The sequence below is a fragment of the Kribbella sp. VKM Ac-2569 genome (assembly GCF_004216905.1).
Lineage (GTDB): Bacteria > Actinomycetota > Actinomycetes > Propionibacteriales > Kribbellaceae > Kribbella.
The window spans coordinates 17,333-41,168 of sequence record NZ_SGXJ01000003.1 but is presented as its reverse complement, the minus strand read 5'-3'; the positions used below and the strand labels follow the sequence as shown (position 1 = coordinate 41,168).

Genomic DNA, 23,836 nt, shown 5'->3' with positions numbered 1-23,836 from the left:
GGCAGAATGTTTTCGTGAGCACACGGTGGCTGGACGACGCGGAGATGACGGCCTGGGTGCGGCTGGCCGCCGTACTCGAGCTGCTGCCCGGTGTCCTCGACTCGCAGCTGCGACGGGACGCCGAGCTGACGCACTACGAGTACTACGTGATGGCGATGCTGTCCGAGGCGCCGAAGCGGACGCTGCGGATGACCGCGCTGGCGCAGCGGACCAACGCCACGCTCCCCCGGCTGTCACACGTGGTGAAGCGCCTCGAGGACCGCGGGATCGTCGAGCGGTTTCCCTGCCCGGAGGACGCCCGCGCCACCAACGCGCGGCTGACCGCGGCCGGCTGGAAGAAGATCCGCGCGACCGCGCCCGGTCATGTCGAGACGGTCCGCCAGCACGTGATCGACGTACTCACGCCCGAGCAGATCACCCAGCTCGCCGAGATCACCGGCGCGATCCTCGAATCGGTCGATCCCGAGGGCAACCTCAGCGCTGTGTATCGCCGCTGAGGCCCAGCAGCACCTTCGACGCGACGGTGCGGTCGGTCGCGAGTCCGGGACGCCGCGACCGCCGCCGGCCGTCTCACCGTGCCTCGAGAAGCTCCTTCAACCGCGTAAGGTCCTTGCCGTTCGCCCGCCGCATCGCCGCCGCCATCAACGGCCCCGCGACCCCTGCGAACCCGCTCGGCTCACCGCGGTTCCGCAACGTCATCCGGGTCGCTGCCTCCCCCACCGGCGACCACTCGTAGCTGGTCTCCATCGGGAACGGCCCCTGCGCCGTCCGCATCACCAGCCGCCGGCCCGGGACCAGCTCCACCACCTCGTACGTGTAGGCCAGCCGCCGCCCCAGGAAGTGCGCGACGAAGTCCATCCGCGACCCCACCTCGACGGGTGGGTCCGTCTGCCAGACCACCGACTCGATGTTCGCGTACCACTGCGGCGCGTTCGACGGATCGCCGACGTACTCCGCCACCGCCTCCACCGGACGGTCGATCACGATCTCGGTCAGTACGTCGACTGTCATGGCTCCTCCTGGATTCGAATGTATCGCCGCCCGCCGCGGACGACTCCGTCCGTGTAGGGGAGGAACTGTCATGAGCAACACACTCGGGCCACAGCGGAAGCGGACCAGGACCGTACGGCGGTCTACGCGGCGCGTGATCGTCGCTATCAACATCACCGAAGCCGTCGTTGCCCTGCCGTGTCTCGTTGCGGCGTACGGTCTCGCGGAGCGGCTCGTCGCGGCTCAGGAAACCGTCGGACCGCACCGGGTCGCCAGCCAGTCTGTCGCGCACCTCGCGATCACGCTGAACATGAGTCTGCTGATCGTCGGCGCTGCCGCCGGAGCGGTCGGCAGCGTGATCCAGCAGAGCATGGCGTTCGCTCGCAACGCCGCGCCGGATCATCCGGTCGCGTGGTACGTGATGCGGCCGCTGTGGTCCGCCCTGCTCGGTTCGGTCGGGGTGATCGCCGTCAACACCGGTCTGCTCAGCATCGGCGACGACAGCACGTCCAGCGCCGCGGTCGCCGTACTCGTGCTGACCGGCTGCCTGGCCGGCCTGTTCACCGACCAGGTCCTGCGCCGCCTCCGCAGCATGCTCGACCGCGGCGCACGTACAAGAACCAGCTAGCGCACTGACTCAGGGGGAGAAAAGAATGGCCACGACGTACAAGATCCATCCGGCGATCGGCATCGCCCGGGTCGGCAACAGTCCGGACGAGTTCTTCGTCGGACCTGAGCACCTCGGCGAGCGACCGGAACCACCGGGCGGATTCAAGGACGCCCAGTGCCGCGTCAAACGGCAGGCGGCACGTTTCCGGATCTTCGCGCACCACGACGACGGCAGCGTCGAGGAACTCGACGACGCCTCCGCCGAGATCTCGTGGACCGTTCACCTGGTGAACGCCAAGGCCGCGCACCCGAACCGCGGCAACAGCGAGCCGATCGGTCAGCTCACGATCGACCCGGGCGCGCGGACCCTGACCGGACCCGATCAGCGAGAGCTCTTCGACACCGGCACGATCGACTTCTCCGGCGAACCGTCGGTGACCGTGCCGCTCGGCGAGATCCGCAGCGACGACGACAACCACCTGCTCGTCCTCGGCGGGCACGGCGCCGCCGCGTCACCGGCCGGCAACGTGATCGGCAGCTTCTGGGGAAACGCCGGCTGGTACGACGACGTGTCGGACGGACCGGTGACCGCGACGATCACCTTGCGCTCGGACAACTCGACGCCACCGGTCGAGGGCGCCTGGGCGATCGTCGCGCCACCGAAGTTCGCGCCGCACCAGGACAGTGTGACTACGCTCTACGACCGGGTCCTGCAGCACATGATCGACCTCGGACTCGTGCCGGCGCCGACCACGACGTCGTACACGAACGACGTCTACCCGATCCTGCAGCGCGCCCGCGACATGCGGTGGGTGGAAGGGATCTTCGGCGCACACAGCTGGCCGGATCCGGTGACGTCGCAGCCACTCGTCGACGCGATCTTCGCGCGGCTGCGACCGCCCGGCGACATGCCCCGGCTCAACGGCGGTGACTCCGCGCTGACGCCGACCCAGTACGCGCACATGCAGCGCTGGCAGGCGGGCAACTACACCGCGGACTGGACCGGCGTACCGGCACCGCAGACCGACCTGACCCCGGACGGCATGGATCGCGCCGCCCTCGAGGCCTGTGTCGGCGGCGCGTTCTTCCCCGGTATCGAGGCCGGCGGGCTGTCCGCGGGCGACCGGCCGATCATCGAGACGTCGTACGCCGGGGCGTTCCGGATCACGTCCACCGCCGGCACGATCAGCCAGGCGATGGCGTTGCCGTGGCACGCGGACTTCAAGGCGTGCGGTGACAACTGGTGGCCGGTCCCGCGGCCGAACGACGTGATCGCGCAGGACACCGGCAGCCAGGCCCGCTGGGATCGCGACGTCGCGAGCATGGACGACATGGTGACGCTGTGGCACACGCTCGGGTTCGTCGTCGAGCAAGGGGCCGAGCACGTCGAGGTCGAGCACTGCGACGAGTCGTCGATCACGCTGCTTACGCCGGAGTTGCGTTTCATCGACGTACCGCAGGGGCCGATGGGCATGGTGCGCGAGGCCGCGCTGGCGATCAGCTTCGAGGTGCTCTCGCCCGGATCCGCCGTCACGCTCGACTACGCGCCTGGTGGTGCGCCGGCGCATCCTCAGTTGGTCGCCGCCACGACCTCGGTCACGGTTGGCCCGACCGCGCCCAACGGCGTAGCGACCGCTCGGCTGTGGGTCGTGTACCGGACCGGCGTGGCGCCGTCGTCCATTCCGCCGCAAGTGCTCACGGTCCGCGAGGCCGCGTCCGGTCAGACCTGGGATGTGACAGTCACCGGCAACACAGTTGCGCGTAAAACGGCAGCCACTGCACTCGTGCTCGACCGCTCGGGCAGCATGAGTGAGGACCGCGGCGACGGTCAGAGCAAACATGTGGCGCTGCAGCAGGCCGCGAACATCTTCGTCGACCTGATGCTCGAAGGCGACGGTGTCGGGATCGTCCGCTACAACGAGGACGCGCAGCCGTTGCAGTCCGTCCTCGAGCTCGGCGCGGGCGGGCTGTCCGATGTGAACCGCAACGCGACCCACGACACGATCAACGGCACCGGCCTCGATCCGCAGGGCGCGACCTCCATCGGCGACGGCATCTTCGAGGGCCGCGCGCTGCTCGACGCGGCACCGCCGTACGACGTGAAATCGCTGGTCGTCCTCACCGACGGGATCGAGAACAGCCCCCGCGCGATCTCCGACGTCGCCGCGCAGATCAACGAGCGCACGTACGCCGTCGGGCTCGGACAGCCGCAGAACATCAGCGTGCCCGCGTTGCAGACGATCTCCGGCAACAACGGCGGGTACCTGCTGGTGACCGGCGCGATCACCACCGACAACAGGTTCCTGTTGCAGAAGTACTTCCTGCAGGTGCTGGCGGGGATCAGCAACGCCGAGGTGGTGCTCGACCCGGACGGTGAGTTGAGTGTCGGCGCGGTGCACCGCATTCCGTTCCAGCTCTCCGACGGGGACTCGGGCGTGGACGTCGTTCTGCTGACGCCGCGTCCGGAGGCCGTCGACTTCCGGCTCCAGACGCCGAACGGGCTGCTGATCGAACCGTGGCGCGCGCAGGCGGAGCCGGCGATGCGGTACGTGACCGGCGACGGCGTCGCGTACTACCGGATCACCCTGCCCGTCCAGCTCCGGCCGGGCCGTTTCGACCAGGCCGGGACCTGGCACGCACTACTGACGATCGGGCGACCGCATACCGGGAGGACCCCTGATGACTCCGATGGCGTCGACCTGTCGATCCTCCGCGGCCGTGCCAACCAGCCGGTGCGATCGGCTCCACCCGCTCGGCGCCCGTTCGAGTTCGAGCGGGCCTTCGAAGTGGCGAACGAGCCGGCGGGCGGCGAGCAGCCGGGGCGGCGTGGTCTTCCGTACAGCCTGGTGGTGCACTCCTACTCGAACGTGTCGCTGCGTTCCTCGGCCGACCAGCGATCCTTCGAACCCGGCGCCCAGGTGACGATCAACGCGACGCTCACGCAGTCCGGCGTACCGGTCGACGGCGATCCGTCCGTTTGGGCCGACGTCACGCGCCCGGACGGGTCGCTGGCAACGCTTGTCCTGGATCAGGTCGCGGCTGGTGAGTTCGCGGCAAGCTTCGGTACGACGCTGCCCGGTGTCTACCGGATCCGCGTGCGCGCTCGCGGCCGTACTCGCGTGGGTCGGCCGTTCACGCGGGAACGTACGCTCACCGCGGCCGTGTGGCGTGGCGGCGACACCCCATCGGTTCCTCCGGTCAGTGATTCGTTCTGCGAATGGTTGTCCTGCCTGTTCAAGGACGGGGTCATCGACGAGAAGCTGATCGAGCGGCTGCGGCGGCTCGGGTTCGACCTCGACGCACTTCGCAAGTGCCTGCGCGGTTGCGGCTGCTGACATGACCAACACGGTCACGACGTACGACGTCGTTGTCGCCGGCGGAGGCCCCGCCGGCGCAGCGACCGCCCTGCGACTGGCGCGGGCCGGACACAGTGTCGCGTTGCTGGAGCGGAGCCGCTTCGACCGGCCGCGCGTCGGCGAAACGCTTGCTCCGAGCATCCAACCGTTGTTGCGCGACCTCGGAGTGTGGGAGCGGTTCGTTGCCTTGGGCCCCTTGCCGTCGTGGGGTACCCGGAGCATCTGGAGCAGCACGGAACCGGCCGCGCATTCGCATCTCGAGAGTGGTTATGACAGCGGCTGGCACGTTGATCGCCGGTTGTTCGACCGGATGCTCTTCGACGCGGCAGCCGAGGCCGGCGCATCGGTGTCCCTCGGCACGTCCCTCATCGACTCCCGGTACGACGGCACGTGGCAACTCACCTGCTCCAACGGCCGCCGGATCACGGGTCGGGTGCTCATCGACGCGACCGGCCGCTCGGCCACCGTCGGGCGGTCGCTCGGCGCCCGGCGGATCGCCTTCGACCGCCTGGTCGGGATCACCGCTCAATGGAGCGGCGTGGACGTCACCGCCGAGCAGTACCTGCTGATCGAGTCGGTCGCCGACGGCTGGTGGTACACGGCACCGCTTCCCGGGAACGTGATGGTCGGCATGTTCATGACCGACGCCGACATCTGCCGCCGCGACAACCTCACCGCTTCAGCGCCCTGGCGCAGCCACCTCCAATCCACCACCGCAACCGCACTCCGCGTCGACGGCGCACGACTGCCGACCACTCCGCGGGTGTACTCGGCTGCCAGCCATCGGCTGGTCCGGCAGGGCGACACACGCCCCTGGCTCGCAGTCGGTGACGCCGCGCTCGCCGTCGACCCGATCTCCGGCAGCGGCGTACCCCGAGCTCTCCGCACCGCCGAAGCCGCAGCAACAACAGTCGCCCACCTACTGACCCACCCCGCCGACGCCACTCCCCTCACGTCCTACGAGTCCACCCGAAACACCGAGTGCACCACCTACCTGTCCACCCGAGCGGACTACTACGACGTAGCCCTCCCCCACCCAACCCCCTTCTGGACCCGCCGAAAACTCCAGCACGACGCTCAGGCATGCAGCGTGGGACGGTAGATGAGCTCCTGGGTGTTGCCGTCGAGGGTGCGGGCCTCGAGCAGTTCGAGGTCGAAGTCGGCCGCGCCGCCGAAGACCGGATCCGCCCCGGTCTGTCCGGTGATCACCGGGAACACCGTCACCTGAACGCGATCGACCAGGCCGGCGGCCAGCAGCGCCCGGTTCAGCGACAAGCTGCCGTGCGACCGCAACGGCACGTTGGACTCTTCCTTCAGCCGTGCAACGATCTCGACGGCATCTCCGCTCGCCACCGTCGCGTCCGGCCAGTCGAGCGGCTCCCGCAACGTGCTCGACACCACCGTCGCGGGCAGCTCCCGCATCCGGGTGACCCACGCATCACGAACCTCGTCCCCGTCGGCACTCGCCGCCAGCATCTCCGCATGCGCCCGGTACGTGGTGGCCCCGAACACCATCCGCATCTCCTCGGCGTACAAACCCAGCCGCCGCTCGAGGAACTCCGGCCCCTGCTTCCCCCAATACCCACCCCAGTCACCGGTGTGCGCCCCGAACCCATCGAGACTGGAAAAGACGTCGAACGTATAGCTAGCAGTCATCACGCTCTCCTCGGATAGGACGGCCACTCTCGTCAGCAGCCGCTCACCCCTGCTACGAACTCCCCACGCCCGATCCGACACCGATGCGCAGATACAGATCCCGGAGCAGGCAGATCTCCGCGCCGTGGTGGATCAGCTCGACGTTCTCGTACAGCATCTTCTTCGCCATTGGTGCGTGCGCGAACGCGGGCGGCTCCCCCTGCGGCTCCGCGAGTCCCGCAGTACCCATCCGGCGTACGCCGTCGATCCACATCCGGTACTCCGCATCAAGCTGCCGCAACGCCTCCTCAGCAGTCCCCGCGTAACAGAACGTCTGCTCGGTGACCGCCGTACGCCCGAACTGCTTCGCGTTCGTCGACGCCAGCCCACCGATCAAGTGCGCGATCCGCCAGGCGATCGTCGTCACCGGCTCCCGCTCGTACGGCGGCTCGGCGTAGTCCATCGTGAACTCGCCCGCCCCGAAGGAGATCGGCGCCGAACTGTGCCCGCGCCGACTCACCGTCCAGCAGTCGGCCACCGGCTCCCAGAAATACTCCTCGTCGGTCAGCCCCTCCAGCCGAGGCCTGAGCCGCTCCTGCCAGTGCGCCTCGATCTGATCAACAACCTCGGCACCCCAGTCGACATCCATCCCCAGACCGTAGCCGCCAGGGGGCTCTGGATTGGTCAGCGGAAGTCGCGGGATTTGGTGCGGGCGGCTAGCGGGAGGCGTTGGAGGTGGTCGGCGGAGAGGTTGGTTACTTCGCCGGCGCGTTCTACGCGGCCACGGATGATCATGGCGGCGGCGTTGCGGGCCACGGCGGCGTGGCGGTGCCAGCAGCCGACGGTGATGACGATGTTCGCCATGCCGGTCTCGTCCTCGAGGTTCATGAACGTAACGCCAGAGGCAGTCGCGGGGCGTTGGCGGTGGGTGACCACGCCGGCGACCCGGACGCGGGCGCCGTTCGGGACCGCTTTCAACTCAGCCGCCGACAGGATGCCGTCGGCGCGGAGCCGGTCGCGGACCCGTTGCATCGGATGGCTCTCGGTGGTGATCGAGGTGGACCACAGGTCCGCCATATCGGCCTCGATGTCGCTCATCCCGGGCAACGTCGGCGGCGGACCGGCCGCGGTGATCCCGGCCAGCTGCCCCGGACGCTCCTCGGCGGCCCGGCCCGCCTCCCACAACGCCTGCCGCCGGTCGAGCCCGAAGCAGTCGAACGCCCCCGCGGTCGCCAGCGCCTCGACCTGTGCCGCGGTGATCCCGGTACGCCGGACCAGGTCGGCCATCTCGGTGAACGGCCCGCCCCGCTCCCGCTCCTCGACGATCAGCTTCGCGCCCTTCTCCCCGACCGTGCGTACTTCGGCCAGCCCGAGCCGGACCGCGAACACACCGTCCCGGCGATGCACTGTGGTGTCGAACGGCGCCTTCGGATCGAACGGGCCCACCAACGGCTGCGGGTCCGCCAAGCACTCGTCCAACCCGGTCGGCCCGGTCCGCTCCTGCCCGTCGACCAGCAACTCGAGCCCCGCGTCGATCCCCGAGAGATGCAGGTGCGGACGCCGTACCTCGACGCCGTGCCGGCGGGCGTCGGCGACCAGGGACTGCGGTGAGTAGAACCCCATCGGCTGCGCCCGGAGCAGTGCGGCCAGGAACGCGGCCGGGTAGTGCAGCCGCAGCCACGTGCTGGAGTAGACGAGCAGCGCGAAGCTGATCGAGTGCGACTCGGCGAACCCGAAGTTCGCGAACGCCTCGATCTTGGCGTAGATCTCGTCGGCCAGCTCCCCGGTGATCCCGTTGCCCGCCATCCCGGCGTACAGCTTGTCCTTCAGGGACGAGATCTTCTCGATGCCGCGTTTGGAGCCCATCGCGCGGCGCAGCAGGTCTGCCTCGTCGCCGTCGATCTCGCCGACCGCCATCGCCATCTGCATCAGCTGCTCCTGGAACAGCGGCACGCCCATGGTCCGCTCCAGCACCGGCTCCAGCTTCGGGTGCAGGTAGGTGATCGGCTCCTCCCCGGTCCGGCGGCGGATGTACGGATGCACGGCGCCGCCCTGGATCGGGCCGGGCCGGATCAGCGCGATCTCGGTGACCAGGTCGTAGAACCGCCGCGGTTTCAGCCGCGGCAGGGTCGCCATCTGCGCACGGGACTCCACCTGGAACACGCCCACCGAGTCCGCGTGGCAGAGCTGGTCGTAGACCCCGGCCTCCTCCCGCGGGATCGTGTGCAGCTCCCACGACTCCCCGAGCTGCTCGCGGACCATGTCCAGGCAGTACTGCAGCGCGGCCAGCATGCCGAGCCCGAGCAGGTCGAACTTCACCAGCCCCATCCACGCGCAGTCGTCCTTGTCCCATTGCAGGACCGTGCGGTTCTCCATCCGGGCGTGCTCGATCGGCACCACCTCGCCGACCGGACGCTCGGTCAGCACCATCCCGCCGGAGTGGATCCCCAGGTGCCGCGGGAACTTCAGCAGCTCGGTCGCCATCCCCACCACCTGCGGCGGGATGTCGTGCTCGGTCGACGTGATCTCCGGGCTCCAGCCGTCCACCTGTTTCGACCACGCGTCCTGCTGACCGACGGAGTACCCGAGTGCCTTGGCCATGTCCCGTACGGCGGACTTCGGGCGGTAGGAGATCACGTTCGCCACCTGGGCCGCGTTGTGCCGGCCGTACTTCTCGTAGACGTGCTGGATCACCTCCTCGCGGCGTCCGGAGTCGAAGTCGACGTCGATGTCCGGCTCCTCCGCGCGCGTGGTGGCCAGGAACCGCTCGAACGGCAGGTTGTAGAGGATGCTGTCCACCGCGGTGATCCCGAGCGCGTAGCAGACCGCGGAGTTCGCCGCCGATCCCCTGCCCTGACAGAGGATCCCGTTGTCGTGTGCGAACCGGACGATGTCCTCCACGATCAGGAAGTACCCCGGGAACTCCTTCTCCTCGATCACCGCCAACTCGCGCTTCAATCGCTCGTACGCATCCGGGCGTTGTTTGCGGGTTCCGTACCGCTTCGCGGCGCCCTCGAAGGTCAGGTGCCGCAACCACGACATCGGGGTGTGACCGTCGGGTACGTCGCGCAGCGGCAGCTTCGGCTTCGCCCGGGCGAGGTCGAACGAGAGCTGGTCCGCCAGCGTCACCGAGCGCGCCACCGCCCCGTCGTACCGCTGGAAGCGGGCGGTCATCTCCGCGCCGGAGCGCACGAACGCCATCCCGCTCGACGGCAGCCAGCCGTCCATCGTGTCCAGGTCGCGACGCGCCCGTACGGCGGCCAGCGCGGCAGCCAGCTTGTGCTGGGCCGGGGTCGCGTAATGAACGTTGTTCGTGGCAACTACCGGGAGGCCGCGGTCGGCGGCCAGGCCGGCCAGGACCCGGTTCCGGGTGGTGTCGGCGGGGACGTGGTGGTCGATCAGCTCGACGACCACCCGGTCCTTGCCGAACAGCGCGGTCAGCCGGTCCAGCTCGCGACCGGCCGCCGCCGGACCGTCGGCACGCCCGCCGAGCTCCAGCGCCTGCCGGACCAGTCCCTTACGGCACCCGGTCAGGATCACCCAGGCGTCACGCCCCTTGTCAGCCAGCCGTTCCAGCGAGTAGACCGGCTTCCCCTTCTCTCCGCCTTTCAACTGCGCCTCGGTGATCTCACCGGCCAGCTTGTGGTACCCCTCCTGCCCCTCGGCCAGCACCAACAGGTGACTGCCTTCAGGGTCGGCCACCCCGTTCTGCGGGCCGGTCAGCCCCAGGGACAGCTCCGCCCCGAACACGGTCGGCAGCGAGTACGCCGCCGCGGCCTCGGCGAACCGGGCCGCGCCGTAGAACCCGTCGTGATCGGTCAGCGCCAGCGCGTGCAGCCCCTGCCGGACGGCGGCCTCGACCAGGTCCTCCGGCTGCGAGGCGCCGTCCAGGAAGGAGAAGTTCGAGTGGACGTGGAGCTCGGCGTACGGCACCGAATGCTCGGGCCGGGCGGCCAGAACCTTCGAAGGCACATACGGCCCGCGATGCTGCGACCACGCCGGGCTGTCTCCGCCGTCGCCCGTCACCGGTCGGCCGCCGTGGCTGCCCGGGCGGGAGCGATCGGACAGCTTGCGCTCCAGCTCCGACCACTTGATCGGCGGATTTTGGTAGCCCATGCGCCACTCCCGAACATCACCTAGGAACATATTAGAACATAGGTTCGACCGGAGCCCCGAATCCCGGGAGGTAGCCTGCTGGTAAGTCGAGGGGACGCGGCGGGTGGACGAGCACACGGACAACCTCACCCTGGCGCGGCAGGCCTACACGGCAACGGACTGGGCCACCGCCGCGGCGCTCTTCGACGTGGTCGGGACCGAGCGGCTCACCGCGGACGATCTCACCGCGGACGATCTCGCCGCGTACGCCGACGCCGCGTGGTGGCTCGGCCGGATCGAGGACACCCTGCGGTTGAACGCCGCTGCGTGCGACGCCTTCCTGGCCGGCTCCCGGCCGATCGAGGCAGCATGGACCGCCATGGTGCTGGGCATCTTGCACCTGGGACGCGGCGACGAGCCACAGGGCATGGGCTGGATCGGCCGCGCCGGACGTCTGCTGCAGGGAGTACCCGAGTGCAAGGTGCACGGATACCTGCTGCACCTGACGGAGGTGGAGGCGAACCTGCAGGCCGGCCGGCCCGGAGCGGCGGCGGATGCGGCTCGGCGGACACAGGATCTCGGCCACTGGCTCGGCCAGCCCGACCTGGTGGCTCTGGGCCTGAACGGCGAAGGCCGCGCCCTGATCAGGTCCGGCCAGGTGGCCGACGGGCTGAAGTTGCTCGACGAGGCGATGGTCACCGTCCTGGACGGCAGGCTCGACCCGTTCGCATCGGGCACCCTCTACTGCCACACCATCGCGACCTGTCACGAGGTCGCCGACATCCGCCGGATGAGCCGCTGGATCGGCCTGACCGAGCAGTGGCTGGCCGGCTTCCCCGCCGCCGTCGCGTTCGGAGGCTTGTGCGCGGTGCACCGGGCCCAACTTCAGTTGCTCCGCGGCGAGTGGGACGAGGCCGAGCGAACCGCGCTGCGGGTCGCGGTGGACCTGGACGTCAACCGGATCGACTACGCAGCGGAGGCCTGGTACGTGGTAGCCGAGGTACGCCGGCTGCGTGGCGACCCGAGCGCCGCCGATGCGTACGACGAGGCACATGCCCGCGGGCGGGACCCGCAGCCGGGACGTGCGCTGTTGCAGCTCCGGAAGAACCAGCCTGTGGCCGCCGCTACGGCGGTTCGCTCGGCTGTGGCCGCAGCCGGCGCCGACCCGTTGCGCCGGTCCCCGCTCTGGTCTGCCGCAGTCGAGATCGCGATCGCCGCGGGCCGGCTGGACGATGCGTCGGACGCAGCCTCGGAGCTCGCAGCGACGGCATCGAGGTACGCCACGTCGGGGCTGGAGGCGATGGCGGCCACGGCACGCGGCGCGGTGCTGCTGGCCCAGGATCGCGCCGAGGAGGCTCTTCCGGTACTTCGCGACGCGTGCCGGCGCTGGCACGAGCTCGGCGCGGCGTACGACGCGGCCGCGATCTGTGTCCGGCTCGCTGTCGCCTATCGTGCCCTCGGCGACGAGACGTCCGCCGCCGCGGAGGTCGCGCGGGCCGAGACGACGTTCGAGCGGCTGGGAGCCTACCGGCAGGCGCCCGGCTCGCCCGACGGGTTGACCGGACGCGAGTGCGAGGTGCTGTCACTCGTGGCAGACGGCCGCTCCAACCGGGAGATCGGCCAGGCGCTGCACATCAGCGACCGCACGGTCGCGCGGCATCTGACGAACGCCTTCCACAAGATCGGTGTCGCCTCGCGGACGCAGGCCGCGCGCTACGCCATCGACCACGGGCTGACAGCCGGCCGGTGACGCGGCTACGCACAACCGCGTAGACCGGCCGCCGGCAGTTGGTCAATCGCACCGATGCCGGGGCAGCCGCGCGCGACCTACCGTCTCGGTACACGCACCTGTTCAGGAGGGGACCATCATGACTGACGAGCAGATCCACCGAGCCGTCTCCGCGGACGGCACCGACATCGCCGGGCGAGTACTGGGCCAGGGGCCGGCGCTGGTGCTGGTCCACGGCGGGATCGGTGACGGCGACCTCGCCTGGGAGGCGCTCCTCCCCCACCTCACCGACCGATTCACCTGCTACGTGCCCAGCACCCGCGGCCGCGGGCTGTCGGGTGACAACCCGGACCACTCGCCCGTGTGCCTGGAGGAAGACATCACCGCGTTCGTGGAGAGCATCGGAGAGCCGGTCTGCCTGGTCGGCTGGTCGGGCAGCGGAGCATGGGTGCTCGGGACGGCCGCGCGCAGCGGATCCGTGGCTGCCGTCGCCGCCTACGAGCCTGGCGTGATGTCGGTGATGCGAGAAGATGACCGCGCCCGGACGTTCGCTGCCCTGGCGAAGGTGGGTACGGCGACCGCCGAAGGGCGGCTTGTCGATGCGGTGCGCGCGTTCGCCCCGTGGATCTGCACCGACGACGAGACCGCCGCCTTGGAGAAGATGGACTTCTCCGAACGATGGGCCGACTGCGTCCCGGCGATGCTCCGGTTCATCCAGGGTGACGCGGCCTACGAGGGCCCGCGCTCCACTGACCCCGCGGCGCTCAGGACGATCGGCGTACCGGTCCTGCTTCTACGGGGCGGACAGACTCTGCTCGACAGTTGGTTCACCGACGCGGCACGGTACATCGCCCGGTACGTCACCGACGTACACATCCGTGAACTGCCGGGCGTCGGCCACTTCGCCCCGCTGGTCGCCCCGAGCCCTCTCGCCGACGAACTGATCGCCTTCTTCGAATCGGCCCGGCAACCAGTCTGAAGTAAATGGCTGGCAGGTGCGGTGAGCGGGTTCGCCGACGGAGGACCGGCCGGAGCGGACCGATCCTCCTGGGAACTGGTTTCGGGGTCTAGCAGGCGCCACGGACGTTCGGCAGTAGGCATCCGGTGTCGAAGGTGCCTGCGATCGGCTCGGTGACGCCGTTCGTTGTGTCACTGATGGTCACGTTGGCGTAGCTGACCTGTGCGATCTGAAGGCTTTGCCCAGATGGGCACGAGAAGCCGCCGGATCCTGGTGGGTTGAGCGTGAGCGACGCAGTCACCTGGCCGTTCTTGCCGGAACTGAACAATCCGGTCGCACTCACCGGGCCACTGATCGTGGTCTTGTTCGAGGCGCTCGGGTTGGACCCGCCGCGGTTCACGCAGACGTAGGTCACGGTCGAGTCCGCGCCGGCGACATAGGTGATCTGCTGGTTGGTGCCGAGCCCGGCTTCCTTGAAGTTGACCACCAGGTTGGTGCCGCTCAGCTGGGCGCTGGCACTGACGAAGTGCGGGCTGACCGCCTGCGCGGTCGTTGCGAATGCGAAGAGCGCAAGAAGTGATGCAGAAAGTAACGCAAACAATCGTTTCATGAGAAATCCGCCCCGATCGAAATGATCTGCTGATAAGTGAACGCGACCGACCGCGGCGGCCCGCGCGCTGAATGCCCGATGAACGTGGTCATCCGGTCTCCAAGACCGTCAGGCGAGCATGCGAAGCGGCCCGACGGCACAGCAATGCAGCAGTACTCGACGTGAGCGTCTTGGCGCCCCCAGAACGTCTTTCCCCAGACCCTTCGCGGCCGGCTGTGCACAAACGAAGCAGCACCCCGCCGTAGCCAACGGATCGTTTGTGAATCTACGCGCGGGAATCGACTCGCACAAGACGTTACGGAGGATAAATCAAATCGCCGCCGAGCGTTGATCTACTTGTTGTTTCAATGGCTTTCGGCACTATTCGCCGCAACAATCCAGATCATCAATTCACAGAAATACCCGCTGCGCACGGAGGACTCCATGGCGTGCCCCCTCGGCACCTTGCCCCGTAAATGGCTGGCTGGTGCGGTGAGCCGACTGGTACCGTGCCGTGGTCCGTGACAACACGCCTGGAGGTGATGCCCCGATGAACGCAGTAGCGCAGTGGGTGCTCCCCTTCCCGTGGTCACGGGCGGGCGATTGACGTAGGTGTCGCCGGGAGCGCCTCGAGAAGCACTCCCGAAAGGAAACACCTATGGACACTGTGCCTTTCACGATCTCTCGCGTCGCCGACAACCAGTGGCACGCGATCGAGAACGACCTGGTCGTCGGCCGCGGTCACGCGACGCGGCGCCTCGACGGCCGGACCTTCCTCAGCATCGACACCTGGCGCGACACGGTCTTCAACCGGCTCGCCGCCGCCATGGTGGCTGACCAGCCGCAGTACACAGTGGTCGACGAGACCGACCACGACCTCCTGACCAATTGGGTACTCGCGGGATTCACGACAGCGCGCCGCGAATCGGAGTTCGTCGTATCCACCGGCCCCTCCCGCGCGACTGTGCCGTCGGGGGTGACCATCACGACCGCCGACGAGGTTCCACTACGTGAGTTGGATCAGGCGATTCGCGACGAGGTCGAGTCCACCGTCGGCTGGCACACGATGCCCGCGGAGGTGCTGCCCTGGCAAGGCGGCACGAGGCCGATCGACCCGTCGAACTACACGGTCGCGGTGCGGGACGGTCGGTACGTCGGGATGGTCCGGGTGGCCACGATGACCCGGCGCCCGCGCATCGGGCTGATCGCGGTACTTGCGGCCGAGCAACGGCACGGCATCGCCCGGGCATTGCTCGATCACGTGCTGGACGGCTTGCACAGTTGGGGATTCGAAGCTGCCACGGCGGAGGTCGACGAGACCAACACGGCCGCACTGGCGCTGTTCGAGGGACTCGGCGCACGCCGTACGGGCTGCAGTCTGGAACTGGTCCGCCGGCCGGGACAGGCGGTCTGACGATGTCCAGAGCAGCAGGCGGTATCGAGGTCGAGGGCACCGTCGTCGAGTGCCTCCGCAACGCCAACTTCCGGGTCGAACTCACCAACGGGCACAAGGTCCTCGCGCACGTCAGCGGAAAGATCCGGAAGAACTACATCAAGATCCTCCCCGAGGACCGCGTCCTCGTGGAGCTCAGCCCCTACGACCTGACCCGGGGCCGGATCATCTTCCGCTACCGCAACTGACGGCGCTGACCGACGCTGTCGCCTATCGCACACACCTCCCGCCCGGATCAAGACTAGAACATATGTTCGATGAAGCGGTAATCTGAAAACATGCTTGGTCGGTTCACGGTTCGGCCGTCCGACGACGGATCCAACAGGTTCGGCGTCTGGGACGGTGCGGTCAACGGGTGGCGTGCAACAGGGATCGACGACGAGGGGCAGGCGCGCGAGCTCGCCGCCGATCTCGACGTGCAGTACGACGCCCACGGTCCTCGGGCCGCGGACGCCGTACGGCACGTCGATCCTGCCCAGCAGGTGCAGCGGGCGACCTGGTCGACCGGCAAGCTGGACGTCTGGATCCGTGACAAGGGGGTCTGGCTGGGGCGGTTCCGCGACGAGGACGGGCAGATCACCTGGGTTCCGGGAACGGACCTCAGGCCCCTTTAGCGCGGCTTCGGCTTGGGCGCCGGTTTCTTCTCGGGCTCGGCCGGCTTCGGGTTCGGGTCGCCGATCAGCTTCTTCGGCGGCGCGACGAAGCGTTCGACCGGGAGCCCGCGGAGGGCGCCCTGCATCGCGGTCTGCCAGAGCGGGCCGGCGGTGCCGGAGCCGGTCGGGTCGGCGATGTCCTTGCCGTTCAGCGTGTGCCGGTACATCAGGTTCGTGTACGGCAGGTTCGCGTCCGCGACCACCGCGGCGGCGGCCAGGTTCGGGGTGTAACCGGCGTACCAGACGGCCAGGTTCTGCTGGATCGTTCCGGTCTTGCCCGCCATGTCGCGGGTGCCGAAGCGCAGCCGGCCGCCGGTCCCGCCCGGCATCATCACCGCGCTCAGCACCCGGTTCACGCCGTCGGCGACCGCCCGCGGGAGGACCTGCTTGCAGTTGAATCCGGGACCGGGGACCGGACGCCCGGACTTGTCCCGCACCGACGTGACGACCAGCGTCTCGCAGTACTTCCCGCGCGCCGCGAACGTCGCGTAGGCGTTCGACAGCATCAGCGGCGTCACGTACCCGACCCCGAGCGTCATCGAGATCACCTGATCGAGCGGCTGCAGCGTCTGCGCGTTGTACATCCCGAGCTTGGCCGCGATCGTCGCGATCGAGCACAGCCCGGTCCGCTGCGACAGCTGCAGGAAGTAGGTGTTCGTCGAGTACCGCGCGGCCTCGACCATCGTCAGGTTGCCGCTGCGCGTCGAGTTCTGCGGCTGGTACGTCGGGTCGCGCGTCCAGCCCTTGCAGGTCCGGAACTTCTTGCTGCGCAGGTCGATCTGGTCCGGCGAGTTGATCCGGTAGTCCATCGGGATGCCCCTGGACAGCGCCGCCGCGATCGTGAACGCCTTCATCGTCGAGCCGTTCTGGAACCCGCCGTACCCGCCGGCGTACGACTTCTCGACGTTGTAGTTGTAGTTCGTGTGAAAGCGCCCGTTGCCGTACGGGCGGCTCTGCACCATCGCCTTCACCAGGCCGGTGCCGGGCTCGACGACGCTGATCGCGGCGATCGCGGAGTCGTTGCGCTTGGTGTGCTTGTCGATCGACACCTGCGCCGCGGCCTGGATCTTCGGGTCGATCGAGGTCCGGATCAGCAGGCCGCCGGTCTTCAGGTAGTGGTCGCGGTCCTTGACGGTCGCGCCGAGCGCCGGGTTGGCGAGCAGCTTGGAGACCACGTAGTCGCAGTAGAACGGGTACCGCGAGTTGGCACACCCGTTCGGCACCGGCTCGACCTTCGCCAGGTCGATCACCGGTGTCCGGAGCGCCTGGTTCGCCTGGCCCACCGTGATCACGCCGAGTTCGAGCATCCGCTTGATCACCACGTCGCGACGAGCCTTGGAGCGGACCGGGTCGTTGGTCGGGTCGTAGCCCGACGGGTTCTTCACCAGCCCGGCCAGCAGTGCGGCCTGCGGGAGCGTCAGCTTGTCGGCCGTGGTCCGGAAGTAGTGCTGGGCCGCGGTCTGGATTCCGTACGTGCCGTCGCCGAAGTTCGCCAGGTTCAGGTACCGCCCGAGGATCTCGTCCTTGGACAGCTGGCTCTCGATCGCGATCGCGTACCGCAGCTCGGCGATCTTGCGTTCGTACGAGACCTCGGTGGCCTGCTGCCGCTCGGCCGCGGTGCGCGCCTTCTCGACCAGGCTCATCTTCACGTACTGCTGGGTGATGCTGGATCCGCCCTGCTGCACTTCGCCCTCGGTCTGGTTGCGCACCATCGCGCGCAGCGTGCCCTTCAGGTCGAGCGCGCCGTGGTCGTAGAACCGGGAGTCCTCGATCGCCACGATCGCCTTGCGCATGATCGGGCTGACCGCAGTCAGCGGCACCGGCACGCGGTTCTGCTCGTACAGCGTCGCGACCAGGGTGCCGTCCGCCGCCAGGATGCGGCTGCGGACGGCCACCGGATCGATGTCGAGCTCCCGCGGCAGGCTCTGAACGGAGTCCGCGACCTCAGCCGCGCCACGTCCGGCGAAGCCGGCGAACGGGACCGCGAGCCCCGCCGCCAGCGCACCGGAAAGCGCGCTCACGCCGATGAACGTGATCAACGACCGAGCCCAACTGCGACCGCCCCTGTCGGTACGCACTCATCCAGAGTAGGCGAGAGATCACACTCCCGGTACCCCGGCATTGATTGCCTCGATCAACTTCGGACGCAGTTCGCGGGCACTGATCACCGCGTCGACGGACCCGACCTCGCGGGCCCGCTCGATGCTGTGCACCCGGTCGAACTCGGTCGCGACCTCGCCCAGTTTCTCTGCCCGTACGACGGTTCGCACGTCCGCGAGCTCCGTGGCCAGCGCCGCCCGTTCCGCGCCGGCGGCCTCGCCGACCCGCTCGGCCAGCGACGCAACCCGCGGATCCGCGGCGGTCCGCGCGTCCACCTCGGCCGCGAACACCACCGCTGCGGCCGGCGCGCCGCCGAGCACCGAGGCGAACGATCCCTCCACCGCGAGCACCGTCATCGACGGGTTCAGCGACTTCGAGAACACCACGAACGCGCCGCCGTGGTAGCGCGAGACGACGCAGAAGACGATCGGCCCGCGGAAGTTCACGATCGCGCGCCCGATCTCGGCGCCGTACTCGAGCTGCAGGTTCCGCATCGAGTCCGGTGACCCGTCGAACCCGGACAGATTCGCCAGCACCACCAGCGGCCGGTTCCCGCTGGCCGAGTTGATCGCCCGCGCGACCTTCTTCGACGACCGCGGGAACAGCGTGCCGGCGGTGTACGTGTCCGGCCCGTCGGTGGGCGGGAAGCCGCGCCGCGGCACCGACCGCGACTCGATCCCGACCAGACACACCGGGAACCCGCCGAGCCGCGCGTCCTGCACGACCGCGGTGTCGGCGTCGGCCATCCCGGCCCAGCGCTCCAGCACCGGGTGGTCCTGGTCGGTGACGGCCCGCATGAGCGTGCGGATGTCGAACGCCTTCTTCCGGTCCGGGTTCGTCGCCGCCGAGAAGATCTCGCCGATCGTCTTGAAGTCGCTGCCCGCGACGTCGTGCGGGTACGGCGTGACGTCCCGGTCGGCCGGGTCGTTCGTGAGAGCCCGCCGGGGACCGCTCTCCCCCGGTGCGACGTACGTGTGGTCGTAGTACGTCATCAGCACGTCCCGGGCGCCCTTCAGGTCCGGAGCCCAGTACTGCGCCTGCCCGTTCGGGCCCATCACCCGGTCGTAGCCGCCGATGCCGAAGTTGTCCTCGGCCGACACGCTGCCGGAGAAGTCCAGCGTTTGCTTGCCGGTCAGCACCATCGCGCTGTCCGGCGTCATCACCAGGATGCCCTTGGTGTGCATCAGCATCGTCGCCTCGGCGTTCCAGTACGGCTGCGCGCCGACGTTGATCCCCGCGACCACGACGTTGATCTCGCCGCCGGCCTGGGTGAACTCGACGATCCGCTTCAGCGCCTTCGCGACCCAGTCCATGTTCTCGGTGCCGGAGTCCATCGAGATCCGGGCGCCCGCGGACAGCGAGTACCACTCGACCGGCACCCTCATTTGCTCGGCCAGGTCGAGGGCCGCGATGATCCGTGAGCACTCCGCCTCGGCCACCGCACCGAGCGCCATCGTCGGGTCGCCGCTCATCGCGACCCGGGTGACGCCGTCGGGGTACCGCGTGGTCGGCGTGGTGACGATGCCGACGATGATGCCGGCCTTGTTCAGGCCCTTCGCCCGCTCGACCGGGACCAGGTGGCCGGCGTCGTCGAGGTCGTGCTCGACGAACGAGCCGCCTTGACCGGCGACCATGCCGCTGACCTCGTACGGGTAGATCGTGTTCCGCCGCCGGGACCGCTGCACCTTCTGCGCGTAGTCGTCGAGCGGCAGCAACCGCCCGGTCGGCGGCTGCTCGATCGACGTCACGACGCCGGCGCCGTGCTGGTAGTAGAACCGGGCCGCGACCGGGTTGATCGAGCCGTCCGGCGCGACCACGTCGCCTTGCACCAGGACCTCCTCGATCCCGGCGCCCGCGGTCATCGGGGCGATGTTGCGCTGCAGCGCGGTCACCTCGTCGACCTGGACGTCGACCACCGGCCAGATCTGCACCCAGACGTGGTTCATGTCCAGCTTGGCGCCGGCCGCACCGCGGGCGGTCCGGGCCCGGCGGATCGCCTCCAGGCAGTTCGCGATCGCGCGCTCCGCGTGCGGCAGGGACGTGACCTGTCCGTCCTCGTCGCGGGCCACGACGAACTGGCGGACCTGTGCCAGCGCGACGAGCCGTCGGTCGGCCTCGTTGTCGCGGGCGACGCAGTAGTAGAGGAGCACGTCCTCCGGCGCGTCGAGGCGGGTGATGCGGAAGTCGCGCAGCCGCCAGAGGTTCAGGCGGCGGCCGACCATCGGGTGCACGCCGCGGACGTTGTCGTCCTCGGTCATCGACCCGCCGGCCGGGCGGTACGTGAAGTACGAGACCGGTCGGCCCTGTCCCGGGGCGACCGCGACCGAGATCCGGCGTACCCGCTGGGCGACCGGCAGGTCGGCGACCATCCGGCGGTACAGGTCCGCGGCGTCCTGCTGCGAATCGGGCAGGTCCGGGCCGTACAGGTAGAGCTCGACGACGGCCTCGTGGCCCGCCGTACGGGCGTCGATCCGATCGGTCAGCGCGCGTGACAGGCCGCTGTCCTGGTCAGCCAGCTCGGCGACCGTCCCGACCGTCGTGACGAGGTGGCTCGGGCGGTCGTCGATCGAGTAGTCGGCGGTCGCGAACGGCCGCCCGTCGACCGCGAACTCGCGCAGGTCGTGCAGCTCGTACTCGCGGTAGTGCCGCCGGACGAGCACCTCGAGCATCGGCTCGCGCTCGCCCCAGCCGCCCTCCAGCCGCTGGGCCAGGAACCGGACGATCGGCTCCGGGATCGCGGCCAGCGCGTCGATGCGCCGCTGCCGCTCCGGCGAGTCCGGGTGCGTCGCGAGGTCGGCGACCTCGTCGCCCACGCCCGCGATGATCGACGCCCGCTCGGCGTCGACCTGCGGCTGGTCGAACCACCGGAACCGCACGCTCCGGGCCAGGTCGCCGACGACCGGGAACCGCAGCTGCGTGGCCAGCACCAGCCGGTCCAGCAGTTCGTGCACGCACTCGTCCAGCGGCGCCTCCGGCAGCGGCTCGGCGATCCACCGCTGCAGCACGGACGTCACCAGCACTACGTCGGGACTCGAGCGCTGCTGCGCCAGGAAGATCCGGAAGACCGCCTCCTCCAGCTCGGGGCTCCGCTCCAGCCCGGTCACCCCGTAGTGGCTCAGCACGCGCGTCAGCCGGGCCTGGAACTCGCCCGGCAGGGCGCCGCGATCCGGATCCAGGCTCTGCAGGTAGGTGTAGAAGTACTCGCGCGGGCTGTGCACGCGGTTCTCGAGGGTGGTGTCCGTCCCGGCCGGCCGGTTGCGGCTCAGCTCGGCGAAGTCCGCGAACACCGTCAGCAGCTCGATCTCCAGACCGATCGGCGGCCCGGAACGCTGATGAGCGAGCTCGGACCGTGCGGCGAGGTAATCGGCCAGCATGCCGCCCTCGTCCTGCGGGTCGATGTCGAACCCGAGCAGCATGCTCCGCAGATCGTCCAGCCCGCGCTCCAGCCGCTCGGCCGCCGACTTCTCCCCGGACCCGTTCGGCAGATCCAGCTGTACGCCGTTCTGCACCGGAGCGGCCTCCTCCGCGGCCGAGTCGTCCGCCACCGGCTCCAGCCGGAGCAGGGGTGCGCCCGTCTCCACCTGGCTGCCGGTCGAGACCAGCAGCTCCTTCACGGTCGCCTTGAACGGCGCATACAGCACCGTCTCCATCTTCATGCTCTCGAGCACCAGCACCGGAGCGCCGGCCTCGATCTCGGCACCGGTCTGCACCGGCGTCGCCACCACGAGCGCCGGCGCGGGCGAACGCAGTACGCCGCCCTCGTCACGACTCACGCGGTGGGTGACGCCGTCGACCTCGACCAGATGCACTGGGCCGTGGGTCGCGGTCACCAGGCGGAACCGCTGCCCGCCGACGACCAGCCGGCTCCTGTACTCGTCCAGCCGCTCCAGCTCGGCGTCCACCACCTTGAGGTGGTCGTTGCCGTTGCCGACGCCGACCCGGAACCGCTCTGGACCGATCCGCGCCACCGTCACCCGGTAGCTCGCGCCGCGCAGCTTCAGGTCGATCGCGCGACCGACCTCGTGCTGGACCTGTGGGCGGCCGCCGTGCGCGGTCTCGTACAACCGGGTGCGCTCGACCTGCTCGGCGTCCTCGTACCCCTCGATCGCGGCCGCGACCAGGGCGATGCCGGAGTGCCGGTGCGAGACCAGACGGCCCTCACCGCGCACGCGGTCGATCCAGCCGGTGTCGGCACTGCCGTCGATCACCTCGGGCTGGTCGAGCAGCTCGAGGATGAAGCTCTTGTTGGTCGCGCCGCCCTCGATCAGGACGGTCGTGGCCTGCATCGCGCGTCGCAGCCGCGCGAGCGCCTCCTCGCGCGTCCGTCCGTACCCAATGATCTTCGCGATCATCGAGTCGAAGTCCGCCGGGATGCTGTCCCCCGCGCTCACGCCGGTGTCGACCCGGATGCCAGGCCCTGCGGGCAGGTCGAGTACGACGATCCGCCCGGGCGACGGCGCGAAGTCGCGGTCCGGGTCCTCGGCGTTCAGGCGGGCCTCGACCGCGTGGCCGCTCTCGATCGGCCGCGCGCCCTCCAAGCGGCCGCCGGACGCGACGTGCAGCTGGGCCTTCACCAGGTCGAACCCGGTGGTCAGCTCGGTGATCGGGTGCTCGACCTGGAGCCGGGTGTTCACCTCGAGGAACGCGAACGACTTCTCCCCCGGGTGGTACAGGAACTCGACCGTCGCGGCGCCCCGGTACCCGACCGCGATCGCCAGCCGCTCGGCCGACGCCTTCAGGTCGTCGACCTGGGACGCGGACAGCAGCGGTGACGCGGACTCCTCGATCACCTTCTGGTTGCGGCGCTGCACCGAGCAGTCCCGGACGCCGAGCGCCCACGCTGTACCTTCGCCGTCCGCGATCACCTGGACCTCGACGTGCCGCGCGCCGGTGACGAGGCGCTCCAGGAACACCACGCCGCTGCCGAACGCACGGGCCGCCTCGTCACTGGTCCGCGCGTACGCGTCGGAGAGCTCGTCCGCGGAACGGACCACCCGGATGCCGCGGCCACCGCCGCCGGCCGTTGCCTTGAGCATCAACGGGTACCCGATCCGCTCGGCCGCCGCGAGCGCCGCGTCCAGCGACTCGACCGCTCCGCGGCTCCACGGCGCGACCGGTACGCCGACCTCCTCGGCGATCAGCTTCGAGCCGATCTTGTCGCCGAGCTTGCGCATCGCCTCCGCCGACGGGCCGATGAAGGTCACGCCGATCCGGTCGCACAGCTCCGCGAACGCCGGATCCTCGGCGACGAACCCCCAGCCGACCCAGGCGGCGTCCGCCCCGGTCTCGCGGAGCGCGCGCTCCAGGACCGCCAGGTCCAGGTACGGCCGGGCCGACGCCGGGCCGAGCGGGTACGTGATGTCCGCCGCGCGCACGAAGGTCGCCGTCCGCTCGCCGTCGGTGAACAAGGCCACGGTCTCGATCGGGTCACCGCCTTCGGCGTTGACTTCGCGGACCGCGTTGATGAGCCGCATCGCGGCTTCACCCCGGTTCACTATTGCGATACGCTTGAACATCGACCGCCTCCGTGTCTCACCCTGAGCTTTGCGGACAGACCTCTCCCCTGGATCGCAGGAGACAGGTGTCGCTGGCACAGGTTTTCAGTCCGCGGCCGTTACCGTCGAGTCGGCCCCCCTTCCAGGCGTGTTTCGGGCCCTGCTAACACCCTG

16 protein-coding genes are annotated in these 23,836 nt (G+C 69.4%); 9 read left to right on the top strand and 7 right to left on the bottom strand.

Going from position 1 to position 23,836, the window contains the following annotated elements:
- Positions 1–14: 14 nt before the first annotated feature.
- Entirely contained in the window at positions 15–497 is a 483-nt protein-coding gene (locus tag EV649_RS20490; protein WP_198682604.1) for a MarR family transcriptional regulator, read from the top strand.
- A 73-nt stretch (positions 498–570) separates the two neighbouring features.
- Here the strand turns inward: EV649_RS20490 and EV649_RS20485 are convergent, their stop codons facing one another.
- The gene (locus EV649_RS20485; RefSeq protein WP_130385167.1) at positions 571–1,011 is read right to left on the bottom strand and encodes an SRPBCC family protein; all 441 of its coding nucleotides are present in this window, start codon (positions 1,009–1,011) and stop codon (positions 571–573) included.
- 70 nt (positions 1,012–1,081) lie between these two features.
- On the opposite strand from EV649_RS20485, the gene EV649_RS20480 reads away from it, so the two are divergent.
- From EV649_RS20480 to EV649_RS20470, 3 genes are read left to right on the top strand one after another with little or no spacing between them, the layout of a single operon-like run.
- Positions 1,082–1,618 carry a hypothetical protein gene (locus EV649_RS20480; protein WP_130385166.1) on the top strand — a complete coding sequence of 179 codons (537 nt, stop codon included), beginning with the start codon at positions 1,082–1,084 and terminating at the stop codon, positions 1,616–1,618.
- A 25-nt stretch (positions 1,619–1,643) separates the two neighbouring features.
- Positions 1,644–4,934 (top strand): LodA/GoxA family CTQ-dependent oxidase, encoded by a 3,291-nt coding sequence (locus tag EV649_RS20475; RefSeq protein WP_130385165.1) that lies wholly within the window; start codon positions 1,644–1,646, stop codon positions 4,932–4,934.
- A gap of 1 nt (position 4,935) precedes the next feature.
- Positions 4,936–6,057, top strand: a complete 1,122-nt coding sequence (locus EV649_RS20470) for an FAD-dependent oxidoreductase (RefSeq protein WP_130385164.1) — start codon at positions 4,936–4,938, stop codon at positions 6,055–6,057.
- On the opposite strand, the gene EV649_RS20465 is transcribed toward EV649_RS20470, so the two are convergent.
- Genes EV649_RS20465 through EV649_RS20455 form a run of 3 tightly spaced genes read right to left on the bottom strand, consistent with a single transcriptional unit; the run spans position 6,033 to position 10,706 of the window.
- Entirely contained in the window at positions 6,033–6,611 is a 579-nt protein-coding gene (locus tag EV649_RS20465) for a dihydrofolate reductase family protein (protein ID WP_130385163.1), read from the bottom strand. The genes EV649_RS20470 and EV649_RS20465 overlap by 25 nt on opposite strands.
- 52 nt (positions 6,612–6,663) lie before the next feature.
- A complete protein-coding gene (locus EV649_RS20460; protein WP_130385162.1) occupies positions 6,664–7,239 on the bottom strand; it encodes a DinB family protein in 576 nt (191 codons plus the stop codon).
- Between the two features lie 35 nt (positions 7,240–7,274).
- Positions 7,275–10,706 carry an error-prone DNA polymerase gene (locus EV649_RS20455; protein WP_130385161.1) on the bottom strand — a complete coding sequence of 1,144 codons (3,432 nt, stop codon included), beginning with the start codon at positions 10,704–10,706 and terminating at the stop codon, positions 7,275–7,277.
- A 103-nt stretch (positions 10,707–10,809) separates the two neighbouring features.
- Here EV649_RS20455 and EV649_RS20450 point away from each other — a divergent pair, with 103 nt between their 5' ends.
- A complete protein-coding gene (locus tag EV649_RS20450) occupies positions 10,810–12,435 on the top strand; it encodes a helix-turn-helix transcriptional regulator (protein ID WP_130385160.1) in 1,626 nt (541 codons plus the stop codon).
- Between the two features lie 118 nt (positions 12,436–12,553).
- Positions 12,554–13,393, top strand: coding sequence for an alpha/beta hydrolase (locus tag EV649_RS20445; protein WP_130385159.1), 840 nt, complete (start codon positions 12,554–12,556; stop codon positions 13,391–13,393).
- 88 nt (positions 13,394–13,481) lie between these two features.
- On the opposite strand, the gene EV649_RS20440 is transcribed toward EV649_RS20445, so the two are convergent.
- The gene (locus tag EV649_RS20440; protein WP_130385158.1) at positions 13,482–13,982 is read right to left on the bottom strand and encodes a hypothetical protein; all 501 of its coding nucleotides are present in this window, start codon (positions 13,980–13,982) and stop codon (positions 13,482–13,484) included.
- Positions 13,983–14,619: 637 nt separating this feature from the next.
- On the opposite strand from EV649_RS20440, the gene EV649_RS20435 reads away from it, so the two are divergent.
- From EV649_RS20435 to EV649_RS20425, 3 genes are all read left to right on the top strand, one after another.
- Entirely contained in the window at positions 14,620–15,375 is a 756-nt protein-coding gene (locus tag EV649_RS20435) for a GNAT family N-acetyltransferase (RefSeq protein WP_130385157.1), read from the top strand.
- Positions 15,376–15,377: 2 nt separating this feature from the next.
- Complete coding sequence (gene infA, locus EV649_RS20430; RefSeq protein ID WP_130385156.1) at positions 15,378–15,602, top strand: translation initiation factor IF-1; 225 nt, start codon at positions 15,378–15,380, stop codon at positions 15,600–15,602.
- A 90-nt stretch (positions 15,603–15,692) separates the two neighbouring features.
- Positions 15,693–16,028: a hypothetical protein gene (locus tag EV649_RS20425; protein ID WP_130385155.1), complete on the top strand. Its 336-nt coding sequence runs from the start codon at positions 15,693–15,695 to the stop codon at positions 16,026–16,028.
- Here EV649_RS20425 and EV649_RS20420 read toward each other — a convergent pair.
- Both EV649_RS20420 and EV649_RS20415 read right to left on the bottom strand, forming a co-directional pair.
- Entirely contained in the window at positions 16,025–18,145 is a 2,121-nt protein-coding gene (locus tag EV649_RS20420) for a transglycosylase domain-containing protein (RefSeq protein ID WP_130385154.1), read from the bottom strand. The two genes, EV649_RS20425 and EV649_RS20420, sit on opposite strands and share 4 nt — an antisense overlap.
- Positions 18,146–18,166: 21 nt before the next feature.
- Positions 18,167–23,683, bottom strand: coding sequence for a carboxyl transferase domain-containing protein (locus EV649_RS20415; RefSeq protein ID WP_130385153.1), 5,517 nt, complete (start codon positions 23,681–23,683; stop codon positions 18,167–18,169).
- Positions 23,684–23,836: the final 153 nt, after the last annotated feature.